The following is a 22,095-nucleotide window of genomic DNA, read 5'->3' on the forward strand; positions in this document are numbered from 1 at the left end:
ATAGTTTTGGATTGTTTTTTAGCTCGGTTATCTTAGACAGGGCAAAGCTGGAAAACTCTGAACTGCTGCAACTAAAAATATTACAACTACGGTTGAGCACTTAAGATTGACTTGGTGAATAGTCTCTTAAAATTCGTGAAAAAGCATTCAAAGCTGTAGTAAATAGCTCTGGATTAACTCCGAAACTAATCCTAAAGAAACCTGGCATATCAAAAGCTTCCCCTGGAAGAACTAACACTCCAGTTTCTTCTACTAATTTTTGAGCAAATAGGTCACTTTTAATGGATTTCTCCTTAAAAAAAGGAAATGCCACCGTTCCGGCATCTGGCTTAACCCAACCGATCACATCACTATGTTGCTCAACAAAATTATTGAACTGAACCAAGTTCTGTGAAATCCATCCTTTATATTTAGGAATAATTTGCTTCCAGTTGAGCAGGACAGATTTGGCAAGAAAATCATTGATAGGGCAAACTGTATGAGTGGTGTAATCTTTAAAATTATGGCAAGCGTCTATTACCTCTTTTGAGCCAATCAACCATCCGATTCGTAAACCAATACAGCCGAAGCACTTGCCGGGAGAACCCAGCGCAACTACGTTGGGCGCTCTACCATACAAAGAGGGTAAGATATCAATATTGTTAGTGTGTGGAAGGAAGCGATAATGCTCGTCAGAAAGGATTTGGGCGTTGTGTTTTTGGGCTAGCTCTAATACGGCTTTGATTTCCTCGTCAGAGTATACTACTCCGGTAGGATTGTGAGGGCTATTGAGTACAATAACCTCTGTTTTGTCATCGACTAATTTTGATAAGTCCTCTAGATTTAGTCTAAAGTTGTTTTCTGGCCGCAGTTGTAAATAGCGAACCTCATAGCCAAGAAAACTGGGGACTTCATGCAAGATGTGGAATGCTGGCACGGGAACCACTACATTAGCTCCTGGCTGATAGCGAACATGAAAATAAATCAAGATGGCTTCGGTTGTTCCAGATGTGACCAAAATTGAGTCAGGAGTTACACCCTCATAAAAAGAGGCGATCGCTTTTCTTAAGCCTAAAGAACCATAGGTGTCGTTATTTTCCAAACTAAGCTGGTATAACTCTTCTACAGAACACCCCGTCAGACTGATTAGCTCCCCAACGGATAGATTTGTGACACCACTTTCCCCAAGATTATAGGGAGCATTTTGATACTGAAGCAACCAGGTTTCCAATAAAGATGGTACTATTTTCATTCCAATTTACCCCTTCAAAGATAGACAAGATGTTTTAGTCCGAGCCAATGCCGCCGCGATGATTTCTGACATCAGTTGTGCAAACGATGTACCAGAAAGGTGCAAAATCTTGCCAACCGAACTTCTTCGATCGCCAGTAATGTCGCAGTTAGGATTCACCTCAAGGACGAAGAGTTGTTGGGATGCTTTGTCCATCCGCACATCGACTCGCCCAAATCCGTTACCACCAACTGCACAGTAGGCGCGTTTGGCTAAGTCGCAAAGCCTGTCATGCAAGGTTGGATTGACCCGTTGACAATGGAAGAGTGTTGCTTCCGGTGACAGGGGAGTTTCTCCTTCGCACTTTCCGTGGTAGCGCTCGTAAGACAAAAACCGTTCGGTTTCAGGCAAGCTGGAGTGAAACACCCGTTCCACAGGTGGGTAGATTTTGATGCTTTCTGGCTGATGGACAGAACCGATTAGGAAGACTGTAAACTCAGAACCATTGATAAATCGTTCCACAAAAATGCTGTCCGGCGGAAATTGCATTCCGTGCTGTCCACAGAGCAATCGCTGAACCTGTTCGCTGAGCTGTTCGTCGCTGTGGACAACTGATTGTAAAGAAAGTCCTCGGCTTTCAAAAGACATCGCGGGTTTGACAATCAGGGGAGTGCCAAGGCGATCGCAAATCCCCTGAACGCAGCTAGGGTCAACAATAACTTCATAGGGAGCCGTCGGTACACCCGCTTCAACAAAGGCACGCTTCATCCTAATTTTGGAGGTGCTCAGTTCCATAGAGTCAAAATCTGCTCCTGTAGAAGCGATACCTTTAGCTTCTAGCAGTTTGTAAACGCAAGTGCCAGGGTAGTTGGTATCCTCATCCCCAATGCAATAGTTCAGCACCACAGGAATGTACTCATTGGCGGAAGCAGCCACTTCCTCAACAACGGCGTGCATATTTTCCAAGGTGATTGGCTGCCACTTCCACTTCAAGCCAAGTTCTGCAAAGACATCTGCTAGTTCTTGACGATATAACGGAGTTTCGTCGCCTAGTTGGCTGATTAACCCTTGCTCTGTGACGCGGTGAGGCATAAATACCCAGACAAATAGCTTACTGTTACGCACAGGCAATTCCTTATAAATTGATATTGGCTTCATTAATCTGCTGCAAAGAGGTGGCATATAATTCTCATTGTTGAACCAATTTTTTTAGCTCAAATACTACCAACAATGCACCCAGATAATTTCGTAATAAAGATGCCTCAATTTGCCTAGATTGAGACATTAAAAACGCTGTAGTAATTCAGGCTAATTTTGATTCCTAAAATGCCTTTGAACAATGTGGTAGTAATTCAGCCGAAGTCCCTTATGTTGGGTTAATCTCTGATGCCTACCTATTCTGTAGGTTAATCGCTAAAAAACTTATTGTCTAGGTAAAAAACCAGACTTTGCATTAAATTTAAGAAGTTAAATTCCTAATTAAGTCTATAGATAAGTTGCTGATACGAATAATTTTTAACCTTGACATCATAGTAGTTAAGCTTTTCTGTGAAAACAGCACAAAAAAGCCCTCCTGCTTTGGGAGAGTGAGAGAGTTACTTGACTTTTTCTTTTGACATAAATTATGTCTACACCTCTATGAGTCTTGCTTTATAGTTCAGGGTGTTGTTAACCACTTCCTTTCCAAGCTTCAAAACTGTATCAAGAGTCTCCATTATGGTTCCCCAACTCCTCCCGCGTCAGTCGGGAAAGTCGGATTGTTAAGTCGGAAAAGTCTGATGTTGCATAAATTCCTATATATTACAAAGATAACTTATGCCTTAAGGGAGATGTCAATCAGAATATAGCTGTAATATGTAAATCTTCCGTGAATACCTTTTTTGCAGAGAAAATAAATTGAACCATCCGAACCAACAACACAGTCAAAGCATAAGTTGTATTAGTCTCATACCCTTTATTCCAAAGCTGAAAAATTGGCAGCTTATTGCGCTAGCGCACAGGATGTCATAAAAGAAGCGCTCACCTCTAGGACTGCGCTTTGTGCGATCACTTCCCTTCTTGTCAAGCTTAACCAAAAAACGATTGCCTTTCTTCAAGTAAAAAAGAAGAGGAATGGCACTCGTAGTTTCTACTTTAAGACGATTCCTAAAGTCACTTTCTGAATTTTTCGAGTTAGAGGCTTTTTTTCTAACTTGATGCCCCCTATGAGATGAGCGCGATAAGCGGAAAAGGGGGCGATCTCACCCCCTCTTCCCCAAACTCTACCAGCCGCGATCACACCAGAAGGTGATATACCTAGAAACGGGACAGTATCGACTGGGAGAACCTCAACCCATCTATTTAGTCTGACTCTCTGGGTATGGAATGAGGTTAAAAGCAACCAACCAAATGTTGGATGAGTTAATGTTTTTCTTGTTTCTTCTCTTTTAAACTGAATAATGTGAACAGTTTTGTCATATTACCATAACTCGCTTGTAAGTCTAAGTAATTTTCCGTCATGGCTGCATTAAATTCGGCGAGTGGGGCGTCATATCTTCCCGCATTGCTGTCGAAGATCGTGACCTTACTATTTAATACTCCTTTGCTGGTGGTAATTCCTATGGCGTGTCCTCCATGATCTCCCGATATGCCTAAAATGAAATGCTTGTTATTACTCTGAATTAATCGCTTATTTATATCTTCCAGTTGACTCTTTTCGATATAAGGTGCTGCCATTCTTAGACTATCTTTGTCATCATATTCCAGTCCAACTTTTATTAATTCATCGTACATTCCCGTGTCTATTAGTGGAGATAATCCTATTACATTCTCTCCACTCAGATGGACTTCCTGTATGTTAATCGCCTTTCCCAGGTCTCCGACTAGAGGGGTTTTAGTGTCCGGTTTTAGGCTTTGCTCCATATTCTGCCACATCTCCTCCTCCTTTCCTTTTATTGTCCGCCCTAGCCAATTGATTGTTAGACCAAGACATACTCCTTCGTTTATGTCCCTTCCCATCGCCTTGGCCCAACCACTTTGGTTGCAAACTCTTGTTCTGTACTTTACATTACTCTGCACTTTTTTCTCCTCGTGTTTCTTTTGTTTGGTTCTTCTGTATCACTTCTGTAATGAGTATGAGACTCTAACGACCGTCTTGGGGATATCACTTTGTGCTTCTACTCTCTCGACGGTTCTCGCCGTCTCTTTCTGAATTTTTTCAGGATGGAGATTTTTTCCAACGTTAGTGCACCTTCATCGTGTCCTACTGTTTGGTAGTTTGCGCCGACACCGTCGTAAATACCGGAGTTACAGAGATTGTGGGCTGTGCGAGCGCGAAGCGCGTGCGAAGCACTCTCGCTGACAGAACTACCACCACAACAGTGATGTAATGCAGTTGCGGCGGTGGTGGGCTGAGAAAAAACCGCATCTAGTGGCGCAACTGCGGGCGAGAACCTATCGCTTTCGCGAACAGAGGTGCGTGAGGGTGCTAGGAGTGGTGAAATAAATTTGGCCTTGCATAATTCTAGGATGATTGAATGCTAGGCGCTGCTTGTTTTCATGTCGTTTTTTTCTCTTTGTCTTCCCACTCTCCGAATAGCGTATCTGTCCCAAAACCTTCGGTCATATTCTTGTCTTCGCCTGTGGCTAACAGGGCCATCCAAAACTCTTCTTCCATGGCTAGTTCGCTTACGGGCCGCCAGATATTGTAACGCTCTTTTCCCATTTCTCGTTTGTGGTATATTCCTACCCATTGCTGTCTTTTTTCTCTATCCCCGCGCCATTCCGCAAACACGACTACCTCTCTGGGGGGGGTTCCTTTGCTATTTTTTTCACCCAGCCATTCATCTAGTACATTAGCGGACAACGGTTGTCCTTTTTCTCCGTGCAATATGCCTGCGTATAGCTTGGGTGTTGTTTTCCCTTTCCAGTCGGCGAATTTGGTGGGTATCTTTATCAATGGGTGAGTGGTCTCTCCTGTGAACGGGCTAGAAATGGTTTTGCCGGTCAGGTGGTTGTCTGTCCAGCCACGTTTTTCCTTTCCTATTGTGTTTTCTAGCCGAAATGGATCTAGTCCAAGTATGCAATTTTTTTTTTTGAAGATTTGTTCAGTGGGTGGTTCTCTACGCAGGTAACGGGGAGTGCTATGTCGCAGTTTGAGGGGGTTTGTGGCGTGAAGTAATATGGGTACGTCTCAGGTGGATTTGCGATTTTTTTAGAGTCAATTTGAAAATCGCATCTGTATATTATGTTGAAGTAGTTATTAGTAGCGTCTTTTCCTTGTAGTCGTTTGAGGAACTCCCCTCCTCGTATTGGTGTGGTGAGTTGTAGTGCCGTTAATAATTCTTGGCAACTTTTCAGTGCTGCGGCCTCTTCATCGGTGTGACCATCTCTGACCCAGCATTCGATCTCATCGGTCTCTTCGGTGGTTGTCTTTGTAAAAATTCCTTCGGCTGTGTATCTTTCTTTGCTTTCCATAGGGTTTCCTCTTTTTGCTTTTGTCCGGTTGAGCGCTGTTATAGACTTTTGACCGACTCGATTGAATTAAAATAATTTACTCCTCACAGATAAACCTATATTCTTCCCTTGTGAGAGAATGCTCCTCTAAAAACCTCTTCATTTTCTGCTTTCCCTCGGCAATATTTTGAGAGCAAATCGCTACAGAAGCATAGGGAACTTCATATTTTTCTTCAGCGGGTATTTCTTTCTCTAGAACAATTACATAGAAATCTGACTTGGATGACAACTCCTTCAGCTTTGCTGCATCTATCCCATGCTTATGCAATGATGCGTAACAGAGAAAACCATTGTGGTATATACGGGGTAAGCTATTTTTATTGACAAACGGTTTGATACCGCAAGCAATCAGGTAGGAATACAGGATAAGGTTAATATCCCATACATTAAATACCCATTTAGGAAAATAAAAACCAGCCATCCTAGCATTAATTTCTAAAATTTTTACTCCCAGTGGTGTGTAGATTGCCTCTACGTTAAAAATACCCTGTTTTAAACCAACGTTGTGGCAGGCTTTCCAGGCGGCGTGAATCAAATTATCTTGCTTTTCTTTGTCCAGTAAACTAGGCATAATAGCCGTCATCTCCTTACAGAGAGTAGGCAGAGTGGGTCCATTATCAGTTACATAACCAGCTACCAACTCACCGTCAAACATGATTAGGTCAACATCATGTTCAGACCCTTGCAGGTAAGGCGTGACAAATATTTGATACTTAAAACTTAACCCAGCACCATACTGTGTGGCGGTTTTAATATAGCTTTTATAGTCTTCAAACTTAGCTAATAATTCTTCTTCTGTTTGAATTACTTCTACACCAAAGGAAGCACTTCCAGTATCTAACTTAATTACTAAAGGATAGTAGTGTTGTGGAATATTCTGGACATCCGCTACATTATTTAAGACCCGAAAATCTACGCCATTAGAGAATTCTCGACATTCACAGGTTAGTTTACTAGACTCATCAGCTAGAATTTTTTTATGAGTCAATAATTTGCTTTTAGCAATACTTGTGCTTTGATAATCGTTGGCTGCTTTCCCTAACAAGCTAGCAACTAAAGAGGACAAAGGTACATTATCTTCCCAAAACGTAACTACACCGTCCACAGCGATGCAATGATTGCGGACAACTTCCACAATTGCTAGGGCATTTTCAATATCTTTGGTATGGTCGTCAATGTCAATATTGAAAAACTGGCTGCTGTAACTGGCAGCGAAATGTTGAGAATCGCTATCAATTAAAATAATATTGATACCTACTTGATTGGCAAATTCAAAAACATTCAACTTTGAGTAGCCTCCACCTCCAATCATCAATATATTCTTGCCTTTTAGCATATATTGATAGCAGCGGTACAACATCGTTTCCACCCATTTATCTAGGATGTCAGTCCTGTTGTTAAAATGTTGCACTTCGTATTGCTGCAAGGTACCAATACAATCGTGATCGTTGACTTCAATTAGAAACGGTTCTAATTGATTATTGTGATTCCTTAAAAAAATATCTAAACCAATGAAATCAGTTTGTTTGTTTTGTTGGGTGACATGGGTTAAATATTGCGTTTCGTAGCCAATAATAGACTCTAGTACCGCTTCACCTAATCGGTTAATTTTTTCAACAAGCTGATTCTTATCCTCGTTTGTCAACTGGAGCAAGTTACACACATAGTCAATTGAAAAACTTTCGGAAGTATCTCCATTAATGGGTTGGTCAATATAACCTAGATTGCAGATAATCCCAGATGTTTCAACCACATTATTGGGGCGGCGGGTCACAAACACCCTCAGCCTTGCACCCAGGTTACTATTCTCAGTAATGCTTGAACCGATAACTTCCTCCACAAACAGACAATCATTGTCCTGGAGTGAATCCATACATTTCTTAAAGTTTTCAACAGCCCTATCCAGATTATCTTTTGACTCAATAGTGCATAATCGGCTTCCCATCCACCTTGCTCCAGAAGGCTTAATCACAAATTGAGAAGCGGGAAATGCCGTCAAATATTCTTGGATTTCATCACTAGAAAGATTTCTAGATAGGGAAATCAATTGAACTTTTGGAGTGACGGGATGATGGCTATATTTTTCCAAAGAAAAGCCAAAAACCATCGTTTGGGGTACATTTACATTTCTTGCAGCAGCAAGTAAGCGGGTATGCAGTTTGTCATTGGTATATTCTTCCAGTTCTATACCACTTGACATCGGACAGTCCGCCAGTCCTTCATAGAACTGAAATTTTTGAGCCTTCTCTTGGTGGACTGGTTCATAAAAACTGAAACCCGCTTCGGTACAAAAATTACATAAAAAAGTTATCCTCTGAGGAGTTTTGAATTTGGTATGAAAACATTGACCAAATTCATTCATGGTAATCCCTTCAAGGATGTATAATACAGATTTATCCCCTTCTTGAACAACTTTTACCCAAGTCGGTTCAGTTACTATAAAAGCACTTTCCGGTAAAATTCTACTTGCAGCCAAGAGTAATGTAAGCCTTTCGTCTGCCAAACTAAAGAAAACAATACAGGGTTGGCTTCCATCTGATTCTAGTTCCGCCTCAGCTTCCTTTATTGGTTTTAGTTTATAAGCTTGGAGAACTGAGTTGATTGTCTCAAACATATTTGACTATACTTTTCTGAAATGGCTGTTAGCTAATCAAATCGAGGAATTCTTGGGAATTTTAAAAAGTTTGTTAAAACTCCCTAAATTATTCCAGAGTTGCTAATTCTATTGTTTCAAACTGCCGATGCTATGCTCAAAGCAGTTCTTCAAATCAAAGCTGGCGCTTTCACTATCACTCTTAACTGTGAGGGGTTGCGAAGGGTCGAATAGGAGTTTGTTCTCGCAAGGGGTTAAAGTTTGGTGGAAAAATTCTTTACAGCGATTTTGCTCATCTGCAACAATAACCCGCGCTGTATGCCCTGTGCGTAATACATCAGTGCGATCGCACCACTCGTAAGAAAATATAATCAGGATGTCTCCAGGCTGGCACAGAAGCGCTCCCCCACCATTGGGACAAATGCAGCCCGTTCCTGCTTCTCCTGGCAGAGCATAAGTTGACCAACGGTTGCCGTTGCTGATGTTGACTATCTCCACTTCTTCGAGGGGCAGTATTCCGACTTTCTCCAACAACTCTTGGTCAATGGTGATACTGCCTACATAATCGCGCTTGGCATCGGTCACACGTACTCGATGAAGTTTAGCGTGCATCAGTCTGATTGTCGCCATATTACTCCTTTTGGTAGTCATCTTCTTTTATCTGAAATGCGATCGCACTGATTGAGAGTTTGGGTGGGTACTGGGTTGTTATCAAATGCGAAAATTGGAGAGAAGCAAGTCTACTGTGAGTCTTGCTTTATAACTCAGGGTGTTGTTAACCACTTCCCTTCCAAGTTTCAAAACTGCATCTTTGTCTCCATCATGGCTCCCAAACTCCGCCCGCGTCAGTCGGGAAAGTCGGATCGTTGCGTAAACTCCTACACATTACGAAGATAACTTATGTCTTAAGGAGGATGTCAATCAGAATATAGCTGTAATGTGTAAATCTTCCGTGAATACCTTTTTTGAAGAGAAACCAAAGAGTCTTTTGTGAATTTTTTGAGTTAAGGTCAGTTGTGCCACCTTTCCGTCTAGAAGCCACTCTCTGTTGGGAATTCGGGCTGGACTCGGTACAACCCATTTCACACTGCTATATAAGCTTTTTTCCTGACTAGATGCCCCCTATGACACGATTGTTGTGACTATGCCGAAATTTTCCTGTTGGATTTTTGGGGTTGTCTTCGGTCTCACTCTGGTAAAGATTCATTCACGACTGGGTTGAAGTTCTCTGGAGCCATTGAGTTCCGATTCCTTATTCCCTTAATCAAGTGCGTCGTTAGGCCATGTGTCCGGTTCTACGATCTCACTCGCCTTTGATCTAAACCACCTGTACACCGATGCGATCTCTACGGTTACTTCTATCATATTTAGTTGATCGTGATTCCTATCCCTCTGTGATCGGTTCCGGTTCCGGTTGTATTTGGATTCGGCATTGTGGGTGTGACGTTGCATTGGGCTGGTTGCTGTCCATTTAAAAACTGATTGGCAGAGATCCACCAGTCTCGCGGGTTATCCGCAGCAGTTGTTGCTCCATTACTGTAGTACCATCGGGCATTTGCTCCCGCCCCGGAGGAGCATGGATTCGCGTTCTGACATAGCGGATCTAGGTTAAAATCTCCACCAAGTAACATATTTGCATTGGTTGCTTGACCAAGATAGTTCCTTATCTGTCCCATCATCACTGTTCCCTGCTCGGCACCCGGTTGCCTATTATGGATAAATGCGATGTCGTAATTTGTACCACCTAGGCTAAATTCCACGCCCACTATATATCTATAGTCTGCGACCATGTACGGCTCTTGGACAAGATGGGATGTGTATCCTGCCTGTGCAGCAACAATAGTTGTTTCATGCCAGCCCGGCTGTACAGCTTGGGGAGGGCAATATGCTGCTATATAGTAATTGGCGATTATCGCATTCCCATTTAATACTATTGCTACAACCTCGTTTCCATTTGGCTGCAAGGCCGTAAAACCGCATCTGACTACCGCTATTTGGTGATTCCCTCCTACTCTTGGGATGCCGAGAGCATCCCCTAGGTTTCCGAGTGCATTGATAACATTATTCGGATTTGCACCAGTGGCGACAAATACTTCTGTAAAACCTGCGACATCAACATTATTTTGTTGTCCCATCACATTGTTTCTATAGTTATTTAATTCATCCTGTATCCTCGTATGTTTTGGGGTTTGGTTGCCGTTCAAGGGAAACATAGTATTCGCATTGTAGTTAAGAAGATTCATGTGAAAAGCTCTCATTGCTAATACCTCATTTCTATTTACGTGTTTGTTGACCGATACATGGCTAAAAAAATTGCCTGTGTATAAGGCGGAGTTCAGTAGATTTGACTCAAAAGAGACGAACCCTCATTATCATCCCCGACAGACTCTTGACAAGGGATTGAAAATAGGGAAAACAATACAAAGGAGGAGAGCGGGACGATCGCACAAATTCTCCCGCAACTTTCCCCACCTGATGCTGTTGCTTCCTCAGCACCGCCAGATAGGAATTCCCCCAACTTCCAGTTTCTTCCTCAAATTGAACCAACGCCAAAATCGGTGCAAACTGCCTTTCACACAGCGCCTGCTCAACACACCGACAACCATCACTCTTTACTTCTAACTTCCCATCATTAGTCGCTCCAACCATCACTGACTCTGAGTGCTGCACGTCACGCACTACCTTGATCGCTTCGGAACCCACAACATTCTCCACTTCCACCACCGCAAGGGATAAAGTTACCGTCTCGTCTGCATCCGCTTCAACTCCCCCATTCCCCTCGGAAATTTCCCCAATTGCCGATTCCGTTGCAGTCGGTGGAACAGATTTATCCGTCCCCTCCTCCTCGATAAAATATCCCCTCAACTCCTCACGCAAAATCTTCCGCGCTTGGGAAATCCGCTTGCAGACATTCGGGTAGGAAATCTCTTGCTGTTGAGCAATTTCTTGATAAGACAGTTCTTGATAAAAATGCAGAATAAACGTCTCGCGCAACCTAGGGGGTAAATTATCAATAGCACGACAAATCACAACCCTTTTCTCGTCAGTCTCCACTGCACAATAAGGCGTATTCTCACTCTGTACCAGTCCTTGCTCCTCACAAGAAGCGTAACCTTCTATATCCTCAACTTGATTCGCCCCCCGACTGCGTTCACGATAAATGTCCATGCACAGATTGCGAGTCAGCGTCGTCAGCCATGCCTTAAAATTAGAAATTTCCCCCGCCGCGTACTTTTGCACCTTTTTCCAAGCTTTCAGCATTGCTCGACTCAGGGCATCTTCCGCATCCGTCGGGTTCCCCCCCATCCACTTGATGCAGCAACGGTGAAGATAATCTTGATACTGCTGCCATTGCTGCCAAAACCCTTTCCCTAATTCTTCTGAACTTCCCCGCAGGTATGATGCACTAACTGTTTGAGAATCTGACATAAATCAATAACTGGTAGTGAACCCAATTGATGCAAAATAAAACTCTTGAAAAACTCTCCCTTCTCGAATCCCAATTGCATCCCAATTCCAGGAAAAACCCTGCCCAGCGCCAAAAAGAAAGCCTGAGCACCATCAACTCGACAGACACTATTGCCTGTCCTACAATGGGAATCTGTTAGCCAAGACTAGACAAAGACTCCAGATAGAACGAGAGGAAATTTCAACTGTTTGTAAAGGTTTATGAAGGAGTCAGTTTGGACTGGGCGAGTTGCAGGCTGTATCTGGGGGTGAGGTTTCAAGTGATCGCACATGGTGGTGCTCTCTCATGCGATCGCAATGCCCATGTCCCTTTGAGGTGATCGCCCAGGCAGGTGGTATATGCTCAAGTTTGAAATCAGAGGTCAACTTGTTGGCTAGTTGGGTTCACCACCACGTAATGGGTTCTTCTGGCAAGGTCTTGATCGTACTTTCCAGTATCTTGGCGCTCACTGTCCAACTACCTGCTTGCTCCACAGTCTCATTCAATGGTTATTCGCTCCACTACACCAGAGGTTCTTAAGCCAGCTAACGTGGCATTGCCAGTACAGAATAAAACCGTAGTCATTTCAGCGACTAAATCTTCTACTAACTCGGTTAGCGCAGTTTCAGATTCAACGGCTGCTTTGAGAAAGGGAAACGCCAAACCTGCTAAATCTGCACCAAGGGCAATAACTTTGGTAACGTCAAGACCATTGCGAAGTCCACCAGAAGCAATAATGGGAATTTTGGGAGTGATCGCCCGCACTGCTGTGACACATTCTGCCGTTGGCAATCCCCAGTTGGCAAACGTTGTCCCCAGTCGGCGTTGTCGTGCTTCTGATGCCCGTTCGCTTTCTACTTTTGCCCAAGATGTTCCACCCGCTCCGGCTACGTCAATGGCGCTCACCCCAGCCTCAATGAGTTTCTCAGCCATCTGTGCAGAGATACCGTTACCAACTTCTTTGGCAATGACGGGAACAGGAAGCTTTTGGCAAAGAGTCGCTATTTTGGCGAGTAGTCCCCGAAAGTTAGTATCTCCATTCGTTTGAATACACTCTTGCAGGGGATTGAGGTGTAGGATTAGAGCATCCGCCTCTAGTAAATCCACGCTTCGTCGGCATTCATCAATGCCGTACTTGTAGTTGAGCTGTACTGCACCCAAGTTAGCAAACAGTAGAATATCGGGTGCTAGAGAGCGCACAGCAAATGTGGAAGCAACCTGGGGGTTTTCGATCGCCACCCGTTGAGAACCGACTCCCATTGCAATTCGGTAGTGTTGGGCAACTTCCGCAAGACGGTAATTAATCATCTGAGCCTGTTCAGTTCCGCCAGTCATTGATGAAATCAGAAGGGGAAATCCCAGTTTCTTCTCAAAAAAGGTTGTACTCAGGTCAATCTCGCTTCGGTCTATTTCTGGTAAGCAGCAGTGAGTAAACCGATAGTGTTTCAGTCCATTGGTGGTTTGGTGAAACTGCACATCTTCTTCTAGGCAAATCCGCAAATGGTCAGCTTTACGGGTTTGGGTTAGAACCGCCTGCTCTGATGTTGCTTGTTCACCCGTTTGATTTGATAATTTAGTTGCTATGTTTTTCACAGAATTCATTAATCAATTCACAGTTATTGTTAAGCGACATTCACTCAAAATGAAGGACGAAGCATTGCTTGCAGAAAATCTGAATTGAATTTCGATGTCATGCAATAAAGGCTCCCTTCCTACTAGGGGAGCGTGTCAGAAATCCTCCAACTTCTGTTGCTCTGCTGTGAAGTGTGCAAAGCGTCTGCTTCGGATTTCTGGCATCAGTTGTGCAAACAGTGTATCAGCGTGAAACTAAAGTGCCCTCTTCCAGAATTGGCTCAGGAATTTCCGGTACCGCGAAATCCTCAGTCTCTGCATTCCACATTTTCTCTAATTTCAGATCTGCATTCCACAGTTCAATAAATTTTTTAGCCAGTTCTGGTCTAGTTTGTTCTAGCAATTTGAGTCGATGTTGCAGCTTGGAGTTCAAGCTTTCAAGATAGTGCCGCAGGTGTTGGGGAGCCTCAGAACCATAGAGGCGTACAAACATTCGATACGTGTTAATAACGTTGCGTCTGATATCTTCTTTATAGTCTTCGAGGTCGGCAGCAACTTTGCAAATTTGGTCTGAAAGTCGGCTAATTTCCAATATTTCCTCATCATAAGGCTGGGCCGTTAATTTATACAAAAGCCGCTGCAAAACGCCAAAATCAAAACACTTGAAGAGGCTGGCGAGATTAATATCTTCCTCGGTAGGTATCGCTCCTGAACAAAACTTCTGTTCCAAGCGGTAATAAGTTAATCCCTGTTGCAGTTCGGTTTCCAATGTTTCATCGAACAGATTTAGCTGAGTTAATATATTTCGCAGTACCGAGATGTGTTTTGAGATGAATTTGGGTTCATCAATGTGGTTTTCGTATTCTTCATCAATCTGATATATCGTAGCCTCGACAAATATGAGTAGGGGTATAAATTGAGGAAAGTCTGCTTCAGAAAGACCTAGCAAGGGAAAGTAGAACCGAGTGATAGCCTGAAGATTGGTAATGGATTTTTGAATAGCCCAGTACGAGATGGTAGGTATCAACTGGTCATGGCTTGTAACTGCCTTTTTGAGATGTTGGACATGATTGATTACTACATCAGTGTTGTTCTTGAAAAGAGAATAAGTCATTGCATTCACCTTGTTGATTTATGTTGATTAATTACTGTTATGGATTCGTCAGTTGATTGCAAAACTGTGGTATAAAGTCCTCCTTATTGAATCAAATCCGTAATTCAACCACTAACAACGAGACACCCTTTGTCCAACACAAAAACCATATCTGCACGCAACGCATGGGCAAAGCGGTGGGTAATAAAAATCACCGTGCGTTCTTTAGAAATACGCTCTAAAGTTGTCATAATTTCTGCTTCCGTCGCCGGGTCTAATGCTGATGTAGCTTCATCCAAAATCAGAATGGCTGGTTCTCTCACCAACGCTCTAGCTAAGGCAATTCTTTGCCGTTGTCCCCCTGATAACTGTCCCCCCCTGTCGCCTACAGGTGTGTCATAACCTTGAGGCAAAGACAAGAAAAAATCGTGAATTTCTGCGGCTTTTGCTGCGGCTTCTACCTGCTCATCAGTCGCTGACAAACAGCCCATGCGGATGTTTTCTCGCACCGAGGAATTAAACAAAATCACTTCCTGAGAAACCAGTCCAATTTGAGAGCGGAGGGAGCGTACTGTTGCATGACGCACATCAATTCCATCAAACAAAATGCACCCAGAATCTGGGTCATAGAGCCGCGTCAGTAAATTAACAATGGTACTTTTCCCTGCACCACTATGACCGACAAATACCGCAAAGTCCCCTTGTCGAATCTTTAGTGATAGATTTTGAATCCCTCCTCGTTCAGCAGAGTAACTAAAGCTGACATCATCAAAGCAAATTTCCTTGGACAAATGCGGCAAGTCAATCGCATCAGGAGCCTCTTTTATCTCAGGAATTTCTGCCAAAATATCCCCGATGCGCTGCATGGCTGCTCCCCCTTCTATAAAATAAGGCAGCGCAAATGTAAAGCTGATAATATTGAGATTCAACCCTAGCAATAAAACCTGATACGAGACGAGCGTCCCTACCGAAAGCCAATTCCAGTAGGTCATCACTGCACCGATACTTAGAACCACTAGCTGCACGAGGATAAACGTCAGCGTCGGAAGTCTTTGCACTAAGTAGGAGAGAAATTTCGCCCGAACGTAAACCCGTTTCAAGTCATTTAAATGGGTGGCAAAATCCCTTGACATTCGTTTTTCCAAGCCAAAGACTTTGACAACTGATTGAGAGAGAATATTCTCTCCAACCACGTTGGCGATGTGTCCTTCTTTTTGCCGCAATAGGTAGCTTTCAGAGGTAGCGCGATGACCAATTTTGGCAGGAGCGAGAATGCAGAACGTTAAACCGATGCAACTGAGAACCGCTAACTGCCAGTTAAGGGAGAACAGGAAAATAGCAGAAAACAGAATACCACTGAGGTCTAAAACAACGATTGCTAACCCTGTACTCAGACTGTTTTCCACCTTCTCGACATCCGCCAAGAAGCAGTTGACAATATCCCCAGATGAACGCCGTCCAAAAAACTCCATAGAAAGGCTTTGGATGCGCTCGAATAGAGAGCTTCGGATGTTGTTGCTCACCAAAACGCCAAAACGCGCTGTATAAAAGTCCCCAAGCAAACCAACAAATGTTAAGATGATTGCTCCGCCAACCAAAAGCAACAGAATTACAATCAGAAGACCAAAGTTTTTGGGAACAATGGCGGCATCAATAATAAACTTTAAACTCATTCTCATGGTTGAGTCAAAGCCCGCCTCAAAAACTTGGCGAATCAAAATGAAGATTGCTAACCATCTATAAGGGGCAATATATTTATTAATTTGTTTCAGAAAAACCAATAAATTCATTGAATTTGAGATAATCGGGTAAAATTTCTCAGGGTATAGTAATAACTATCTTCTCTTTTGTTTCTCTGGAGAACCTGGAAATTACTTAACTTCTTGTGGAAAAAGGGATAGGCTGTGTACGTGAATTCTCTATTGACAAGTCTTCGTTATTCCCGTAATGCAGTTCAGTCCAGAGAGTTAAGTAATCAACATGGGTCAGTCGTGAGGACTGGAGATTTCAAGTGAACAGATTGAGAGCACAATCTCATTGGAAATAGCTCAAACCTTGATGAGTTCGTCCTAATCCGGTTTCACTTTGCCTAGCTTGAGGCATTCAAAGGCGCTGTAATTCACGCTCATAGTAATTCCTAAAATTCCTCTGCACAGCGTGGTAGTAATGAGAGTAGAAGTCCCTTATGTAGCGTTAAACCCTGATTACAACCGTGTCGTTCAGAAGTTATGGAAGGAAAGTTAATTGCTTCAAAAAATTTTGAGACTGCATCTTATTTCTATGATACTTCCTCTCCCCCGCCCTTGTCAGTCGGGAAAGTCGGATTGTCAAGTCGGAAAAGTCGGATGTTGCATAAACTCTCGAACTCAGGTTACACGAATATCGGCAAAAAAATAGTTGGTACGCTGATATCAAAACTTCTGTTCCAGTCGCCTGATATCTCTAACTTCCCAACTTTTCCTTCAAAACTCGTTGACCACTTAAGCAAAGACAATCAACTCCATATAAATTTTGCTCAACATTTAATTCGCTCTCAAATTCAAAGTGAGCATTTTTTTCAAAGTCGAATTATGAGTTGGTCATCTACGCTACGACTCTAACATCTTTCTTAAGGTTGATGTCAATATAAATACGATTGTAATACATAAATTTTCTGTGAATTATATTCTTGAACAGAGAATAAATTGAACCTGATGGAAGTGACAAGGCGTCAATTTTGAATTCAAAAAAGGGTAGTATCGCTGTCTCTGCTGAGGAATCTAAGTACTCAGTCCTATGCCAATTCTGAAAATCGACGGTCAAGCTCTAGTTCTTGACGAGGCAATGGCAGCCTCTGATGAACTGCTATGCCAAGGTCTTGCCCCATTTTATCCATTCATGCAAAATGCTCTAATTGAGCGGAAAACTGACAAAGATGGGCAATTAGTGATTGAAGTGGTGAAGCAAGCTGGGACGAAAGGAGCCATAACACCCTTGTCTGTCCTCATCGAGTCACCTGAAGAGGTTAATCCAGCGATCTGCGCTGACACTCCTAACGTCGCTACCACTTCGCTAACGCAGCAGCGCTTCGCTATCGCATTAGCCTGGATACTCAAACGTCAGGAAGCCGCTCCGGACGACTTTGCCTTTAATGGAAGTTGAGTAGTTTTTGCAGACATGGGCCAAATCCTCATGTCTTGGCTGCTATCTCTAGTAGGCAAAGTTGGAGATGGGGTCTGACCAGACGCTCCAGTTAAATCTCCCCCAATTTTTTTCGCTCTCTACAGTAAACCAAAGATGAGCCTTGCCCTCGACTGCCTTGTCTTAACCCCGCGCTAGCTCGTTAACTGTAACGCTTAACTAGGAGTTACGCTCAACTACTGCGATCGCTATCTACCAACAATCCTGATTTTTTGCCTAACTGAACCACCGATTTTTCATAGTAAGAGTGCGATCGCAACGAGTGGGGAAAATTAGCAATCATCGAACGAGACATAAACCCCGGTCGTGGCTCCCAGGTTACTTTGGACTTTGTGGTAAGCTTGCCGTCTACCCCCACTGACTCAACTTTGATTCGACGCTGCTTCACAGGTCGGGCAATCAGACTGGTTTCGATGCCCATCAAGGGGATGAGGCGATTAATCTCATCGCACCAAGCCTCGCAGTTGTGGGATTCCGGGCAGACTTTTCCTTGTTGAAAAAGAGCTTGGTGGATCATCTCGTGGAGCAACACATCCGCCGCGAATTTCTTACCCAGTAATTTACCGCGCCCCCAGGCGTTAGAAGCTGGTTCAACAAGAGCTTTGTGCAAGGTAATGGCATTGCGCCAGGATTCATAAGAGCCAAGCGATTGTCCGTGGGGTGTAAGTCCCCAAAAAATACCACCGGGTTCTAAACTTCCGTCCCAATACTGTTCGTTGAAGATTTCCCACTGTTCGTAAGCCCAACGACCGTACCCCCAATCTGAGATATCTGCCGCTGCTTTAAGAATTTCTAATTTTCCTTTTGATTCTGAAGTCAAGGTGTAACTCCTAACTAGAGGTTACAGGCGGCGCGGGAATTTTATGTGTAACGTCTAACTAGACGTTACGGCTCTCACTGGTACGCCTACCCTGAGAAACCCTGCTGCAAGCCGCTTTCAGAGTGTTAGGGCGTCGGGGTCGGGGTGACTCTTCAGAGCGCTAAGTCGCTAACCTTAGCTCTGCTAGTGGCACCGGCTTGTTAATCAAGTCAAGCTTCGTGTAATCGCCATCAATAGCCGTGATTTCAAACGGGGCTAACTCTTCGCAACAGGAAGGGCAGTTTTCCCAAAAAACGCGATCGCCTACTCGGAACTCAGTAGGTGAGGTGGGTTCAGGATTCAAAGACGTGGAAGCAGCGCCTTGGGAGGCTGGTACTTCTTCCGTCTGATTTTTCGATCGCTTCGATCGCATTCGATCGGGGCGATCGAACGCCTCTGTGTCTTCCTCTACTAGGGTTTCATCTGTTATTCGATCGGTTCGATCAAAAACTGGGGGTTGGAGAAACAAATTCGTTGAGAAAGAATCATCAGTATCAAGCTCATAGGTGAGGGAGGGGGGGCGATCGAATTGATCGAATAAGTCATCAGACTCCTTAACCAGTGCGACTTTTTTCGTTCGATCGGGGTGATCGAATTCTGATCGAACGCGATCGCATTCCGATCGAATGCGATCTGCGCTTTGCTGCTCCGCACCATGCTTACGCAAACGCAGCAGCGCTTCGCTATCGTATTTAGCAGTGCGCGGAGTGCAATCGCATTCTTCAATAGCCCCCCCTTGACTGCCATTAGTCGTCTGACCGAACAGTTGGGAGTTAGCGTCAGTCGAGAGTGTGACGCTGTCGCCTTGGGCAGAAGGCATTTGAGCCGAGTGATCGGCTACCAATGCTATGAGTTCTTTACCGTCAAACCGAACCTGTTGGGGTCGTGACTGGGCAATAGTTTTGAACATATCCTGAACTTCAGGCGATTTGAGCGACTTACCATCTCTGCCCTTGTGCCGACGCCACTTGTTAATGACGCGGCTGGGATTAATTCGCCCTTCTGCCAAGCACAGGGATAAAATGTTCATTAGAAACTCGCTTAGTCCCTGTTCTGGTGACTTAGTAAATTGAGCCTGCATGAGTCGGAACTGACCGATGTAGAAACTAGCCAAGCTAATTGCCCGCTCCAACGTGTCTAACCCCAAACTGAAAAAATTAGATTTTGGAAGGTAGCAGTGTTCGAGGCAATGAAGAATCAAGGCAAGCCGCATGAGGTTACTGCACATTTTTCCCTGAAAGTAGGCAAAGGCTGGATTCGTGTGCAAATAAGTTTTGTAACCCCTACGGTACTTTTCCCACTGATGTTTCCAGCGCTGCATGGCTTGAGGACTGAGGTAGACTAACCCAGTTGGGAGTTGCTCCAGTTTCTCGTAAAGGTTGCTGAGCAGTTTATCCAGGCTGACTTTGATATCCGACCATTTATCAAAATCCGGGTGCAGCGTCGGAATAGCTGGAAGAATGCGAGATTGTAAGCCATCGGCATCTGTATGGTTGCCGTCTGGGTTAAAGAATTGACTGGCGGGTTCTATTTGTATGCCTCCACAGATAGTCAGTAACTGCATTTGGAACCGAAAACTTTCATTCTCGTTCACCCGATCCACGTATCCTTTTAGAGGGCCATTCCAAGCCTTCAGTAAAAACTGTCGGGCATTCCCCCTACCAGAGCACTTAAACTGATCTAACCCCTTGAAAAGCCCTAATAACTCGTCGGGTGCCCAGATAGAGCCAGCACGAGCGGGTTGTTCTGAAATTCTGCGCTTTATCGCTTCAATTTCGCCTTCATCAAGCAAATACTTTCGACATTTGCCAACTTCTGACTCTTTGTAGTTAGCTGGGTTGTCCAGGGTATCTTGTAGTGCCTCTCGCGTCCTGGCTGGCTTATTCTTCCAGGCTTCCTCTAACTTAGAAAGCGTTACTTTACTTTGTTCGTAGCGGTCAGCTTCCGCCTCTTGCAGGCGTTGAATTGGATTGAGGATAGCGCGATCGGCATCTGATTTCCCAGAGCTAGGAGGAGCGATGGTAGCCGTCCAGACGTTGGGATACTCAATCCAGGAATCAGCCTCAGTTTCTCCTTCCTTAACAACCAAACCGATGTTCGCGCCTATCATCCCTCCAGAGCCTGGTAGCAAATTTTGAATCAGGTAGATTGGGTCAATTCGCGAAGACTCGCTCTTCGTCAACAGCCCTTGGATGAGTGGTTCAGGCAAAAGCTCTCCCCAGTTGACGGTTTGTGCTTTGAGCAGATAGTCGGCTAACTTCTGGAACTGAACGACGTTATCCGATAAATCCTGCTGCTGAGTTTTTTCGCCAAGCCGCGCATTGTAAATTGACCGAACTTCCTTAGGATGCCGCTCGGCTTCCCGCGCTAAATCCGAAAGCTTTAGCGTTAACTCCGACTCTGGTAATTCCTGCTCGCTCAGGTTGTCAATTCGCTTGAATACCTCCTCAGAACTGAGGGTGGTTCTTAGGGCAGCGGGGTGCACAATGACCTTGTTACTCGGTTGGCTGGAGTTACCAGACTTGCGCTCTAAACTACTGGGAATTGATACACCAACTTCCCAAGCTAGTTGTTGCACCAGTTCTACAAACTCTCGTCCTCGCGGTGAGCCGTTACCGCCTGCAAGACGATGGCGGTACTCTACCACCCCGCCGCCAATTTCACACGCTGGGCATCGCCACAACCAGACGCCGTTTTTCTGTTCGCAGTAGAAAGCCGTACCCGACTTAGATTCATGCCAGGGGCAGTTTCCCTTGTGTTTACCGCCAGGGTATTCTTGGAGGTTATGTCCCGACCAGTTGAAAGCTTGCGGAGCTGAAAACCTCGGCAGTATATCGTTATTTAATAAGTCTGTCAGTTGTGTGTCACCGAGCAAGTTGCTACGCTGAGGTAGCTGGAGTGTGGTTGGCTCGCTCTCAGCTTTTTTGATAAGCGGATAGATTCCGATATCTTCTGGTTGCTCAAATACTGGTGGATATTCGCTCCATTGCATCCACTCGTAAGCAACACCCGTAATTCCGACGGTTGGAGGCAGAAGCGTATGTCCGCCGTTCTTGCTGAGCAGTTCTCCAACGTGGTGACTCCCATCAGACTTGAGGCTAAACCCAGAGTTAGCTTTGAAGTTTTCCGGTTCCCGACTAAAGGCGACTAAGAAGCGATAACCGCCACTGGGAGTCCGAAACATTGGAACTGCTTCCAAGGCGGGGTATTTTTCGAGCCACTCTTGTATTGTGCGATCGCACGCATCCGGGGAGGGGAAGTCTTTGCGATCGAAGTCAATCCATCCAAGCCAATGCTTTCCGTTCCAACCGCCTAGCGTGCCTATCCCAGTTTTGGGGTTGGAGAACCAGGCATCGAGGATTTCTTGTAGTGGTTGAATCTCTTGCCATTGTTTCCAGTTGACCGTCTTCAGATACTTCCCATCCAGGAAGCAAGGCTGTTTGGGTTCTTTGCCCTGTTTTGCTGCCTCGATCGGACATTCGGGCAGTGGCGGTCGCCCCAAGCGCAGCAGCCACTGGATAGTTTCTCGAACGGTCTGAGGAGCTTGGGGCTGAGGTGTAGTGAACATTTTTAACCTTCTCCTCTTGCCGTTTCATGCCTAAATTGTGTATAGGTATTGGCTATTTCCCTGAATTTGCTAAAGTTA

The 22,095-nt window shown here is 44.4% G+C and carries 15 protein-coding genes; 1 reads left to right on the forward strand and 14 read right to left on the reverse strand.

Annotated elements, in window-relative coordinates; genetic code table 11:
- Nucleotides 1-100: 100 nt before the first annotated feature.
- The 12 genes from NDI48_29595 to NDI48_29650 form a co-directional block, all read right to left on the reverse strand.
- Nucleotides 101-1,231, reverse strand: a complete 1,131-nt coding sequence (locus NDI48_29595) for an aminotransferase class I/II-fold pyridoxal phosphate-dependent enzyme (protein MEP0835319.1) — start codon at nt 1,229-1,231, stop codon at nt 101-103.
- A 6-nt stretch (nt 1,232-1,237) separates the two neighbouring features.
- Complete coding sequence (locus NDI48_29600; GenBank protein MEP0835320.1) at nt 1,238-2,368, reverse strand: ATP-grasp domain-containing protein; 1,131 nt, start codon at nt 2,366-2,368, stop codon at nt 1,238-1,240.
- Nucleotides 2,369-3,610: 1,242 nt separating this feature from the next.
- Nucleotides 3,611-4,267: a YopT-type cysteine protease domain-containing protein gene (locus NDI48_29605; protein MEP0835321.1), complete on the reverse strand. Its 657-nt coding sequence runs from the start codon at nt 4,265-4,267 to the stop codon at nt 3,611-3,613.
- Nucleotides 4,268-4,745: 478 nt separating this feature from the next.
- Complete coding sequence (locus tag NDI48_29610) at nt 4,746-5,147, reverse strand: hypothetical protein (protein MEP0835322.1); 402 nt, start codon at nt 5,145-5,147, stop codon at nt 4,746-4,748.
- 110 nt (nt 5,148-5,257) lie between these two features.
- Nucleotides 5,258-5,665 (reverse strand): hypothetical protein, encoded by a 408-nt coding sequence (locus NDI48_29615; protein MEP0835323.1) that lies wholly within the window; start codon nt 5,663-5,665, stop codon nt 5,258-5,260.
- A 76-nt stretch (nt 5,666-5,741) separates the two neighbouring features.
- On the reverse strand, nt 5,742-8,318 hold the full coding sequence (locus NDI48_29620; protein ID MEP0835324.1) for an ATP-grasp domain-containing protein: 2,577 nt from the start codon (nt 8,316-8,318) through the stop codon (nt 5,742-5,744).
- 108 nt (nt 8,319-8,426) lie between these two features.
- On the reverse strand, nt 8,427-8,948 hold the full coding sequence (locus NDI48_29625) for an aspartate 1-decarboxylase (protein ID MEP0835325.1): 522 nt from the start codon (nt 8,946-8,948) through the stop codon (nt 8,427-8,429).
- Between the two features lie 716 nt (nt 8,949-9,664).
- Nucleotides 9,665-10,555 (reverse strand): hypothetical protein, encoded by an 891-nt coding sequence (locus NDI48_29630; GenBank protein MEP0835326.1) that lies wholly within the window; start codon nt 10,553-10,555, stop codon nt 9,665-9,667.
- 91 nt (nt 10,556-10,646) lie between these two features.
- Entirely contained in the window at nt 10,647-11,726 is a 1,080-nt protein-coding gene (locus NDI48_29635) for a sigma-70 family RNA polymerase sigma factor (GenBank protein MEP0835327.1), read from the reverse strand.
- Nucleotides 11,727-12,243: 517 nt separating this feature from the next.
- Nucleotides 12,244-13,347, reverse strand: a complete 1,104-nt coding sequence (gene fni / locus NDI48_29640; protein ID MEP0835328.1) for a type 2 isopentenyl-diphosphate Delta-isomerase — start codon at nt 13,345-13,347, stop codon at nt 12,244-12,246.
- 214 nt (nt 13,348-13,561) lie between these two features.
- A complete protein-coding gene (locus tag NDI48_29645) occupies nt 13,562-14,431 on the reverse strand; it encodes a hypothetical protein (GenBank protein MEP0835329.1) in 870 nt (289 codons plus the stop codon).
- Between the two features lie 104 nt (nt 14,432-14,535).
- Nucleotides 14,536-16,200, reverse strand: coding sequence for an ABC transporter ATP-binding protein/permease (locus tag NDI48_29650; protein MEP0835330.1), 1,665 nt, complete (start codon nt 16,198-16,200; stop codon nt 14,536-14,538).
- A 985-nt stretch (nt 16,201-17,185) separates the two neighbouring features.
- Between NDI48_29650 and NDI48_29655 the strand changes: the two genes are divergently transcribed.
- Entirely contained in the window at nt 17,186-17,551 is a 366-nt protein-coding gene (locus NDI48_29655; GenBank protein MEP0835331.1) for a hypothetical protein, read from the forward strand.
- A 211-nt stretch (nt 17,552-17,762) separates the two neighbouring features.
- Here NDI48_29655 and NDI48_29660 read toward each other — a convergent pair whose 3' ends face one another.
- Both NDI48_29660 and NDI48_29665 read right to left on the reverse strand, forming a co-directional pair.
- The gene (locus NDI48_29660; protein MEP0835332.1) at nt 17,763-18,410 is read right to left on the reverse strand and encodes a SprT-like domain-containing protein; all 648 of its coding nucleotides are present in this window, start codon (nt 18,408-18,410) and stop codon (nt 17,763-17,765) included.
- Between the two features lie 160 nt (nt 18,411-18,570).
- Complete coding sequence (locus NDI48_29665) at nt 18,571-22,017, reverse strand: DUF3987 domain-containing protein (protein MEP0835333.1); 3,447 nt, start codon at nt 22,015-22,017, stop codon at nt 18,571-18,573.
- Between the last annotated feature and the right edge of the window lie 78 nt (nt 22,018-22,095).

The organism is Microcoleus sp. AS-A8 (genome assembly GCA_039962225.1).
In the GTDB taxonomy this organism is placed as follows: Bacteria; Cyanobacteriota; Cyanobacteriia; order Cyanobacteriales; family Coleofasciculaceae; genus Allocoleopsis.

What these genes read in the sequence shown, in the direction of transcription:
- NDI48_29595 (MEP0835319.1), bottom strand. Translation starts at nt 1,231, where the DNA reads ATGAAAATAGTACCATCTTTATTGGAAACCTGGTTGCTTCAGTATCAA.
- NDI48_29600 (MEP0835320.1), bottom strand. Translation starts at nt 2,368, where the DNA reads ATGAAGCCAATATCAATTTATAAGGAATTGCCTGTGCGTAACAGTAAG.
- NDI48_29615 (MEP0835323.1), bottom strand. Translation starts at nt 5,665, where the DNA reads ATGGAAAGCAAAGAAAGATACACAGCCGAAGGAATTTTTACAAAGACA.
- NDI48_29620 (MEP0835324.1), bottom strand. Translation starts at nt 8,318, where the DNA reads ATGTTTGAGACAATCAACTCAGTTCTCCAAGCTTATAAACTAAAACCA.
- NDI48_29625 (MEP0835325.1), bottom strand. Translation starts at nt 8,948, where the DNA reads ATGACTACCAAAAGGAGTAATATGGCGACAATCAGACTGATGCACGCT.
- NDI48_29630 (MEP0835326.1), bottom strand. Translation starts at nt 10,555, where the DNA reads ATGAGAGCTTTTCACATGAATCTTCTTAACTACAATGCGAATACTATG.
- NDI48_29635 (MEP0835327.1), bottom strand. Translation starts at nt 11,726, where the DNA reads ATGTCAGATTCTCAAACAGTTAGTGCATCATACCTGCGGGGAAGTTCA.
- fni (MEP0835328.1), bottom strand. Translation starts at nt 13,347, where the DNA reads ATGAATTCTGTGAAAAACATAGCAACTAAATTATCAAATCAAACGGGT.
- NDI48_29645 (MEP0835329.1), bottom strand. Translation starts at nt 14,431, where the DNA reads ATGACTTATTCTCTTTTCAAGAACAACACTGATGTAGTAATCAATCAT.
- NDI48_29650 (MEP0835330.1), bottom strand. Translation starts at nt 16,200, where the DNA reads ATGAATTTATTGGTTTTTCTGAAACAAATTAATAAATATATTGCCCCT.
- NDI48_29655 (MEP0835331.1), top strand. Translation starts at nt 17,186, where the DNA reads ATGCCAATTCTGAAAATCGACGGTCAAGCTCTAGTTCTTGACGAGGCA.
- NDI48_29665 (MEP0835333.1), bottom strand. Translation starts at nt 22,017, where the DNA reads ATGTTCACTACACCTCAGCCCCAAGCTCCTCAGACCGTTCGAGAAACT.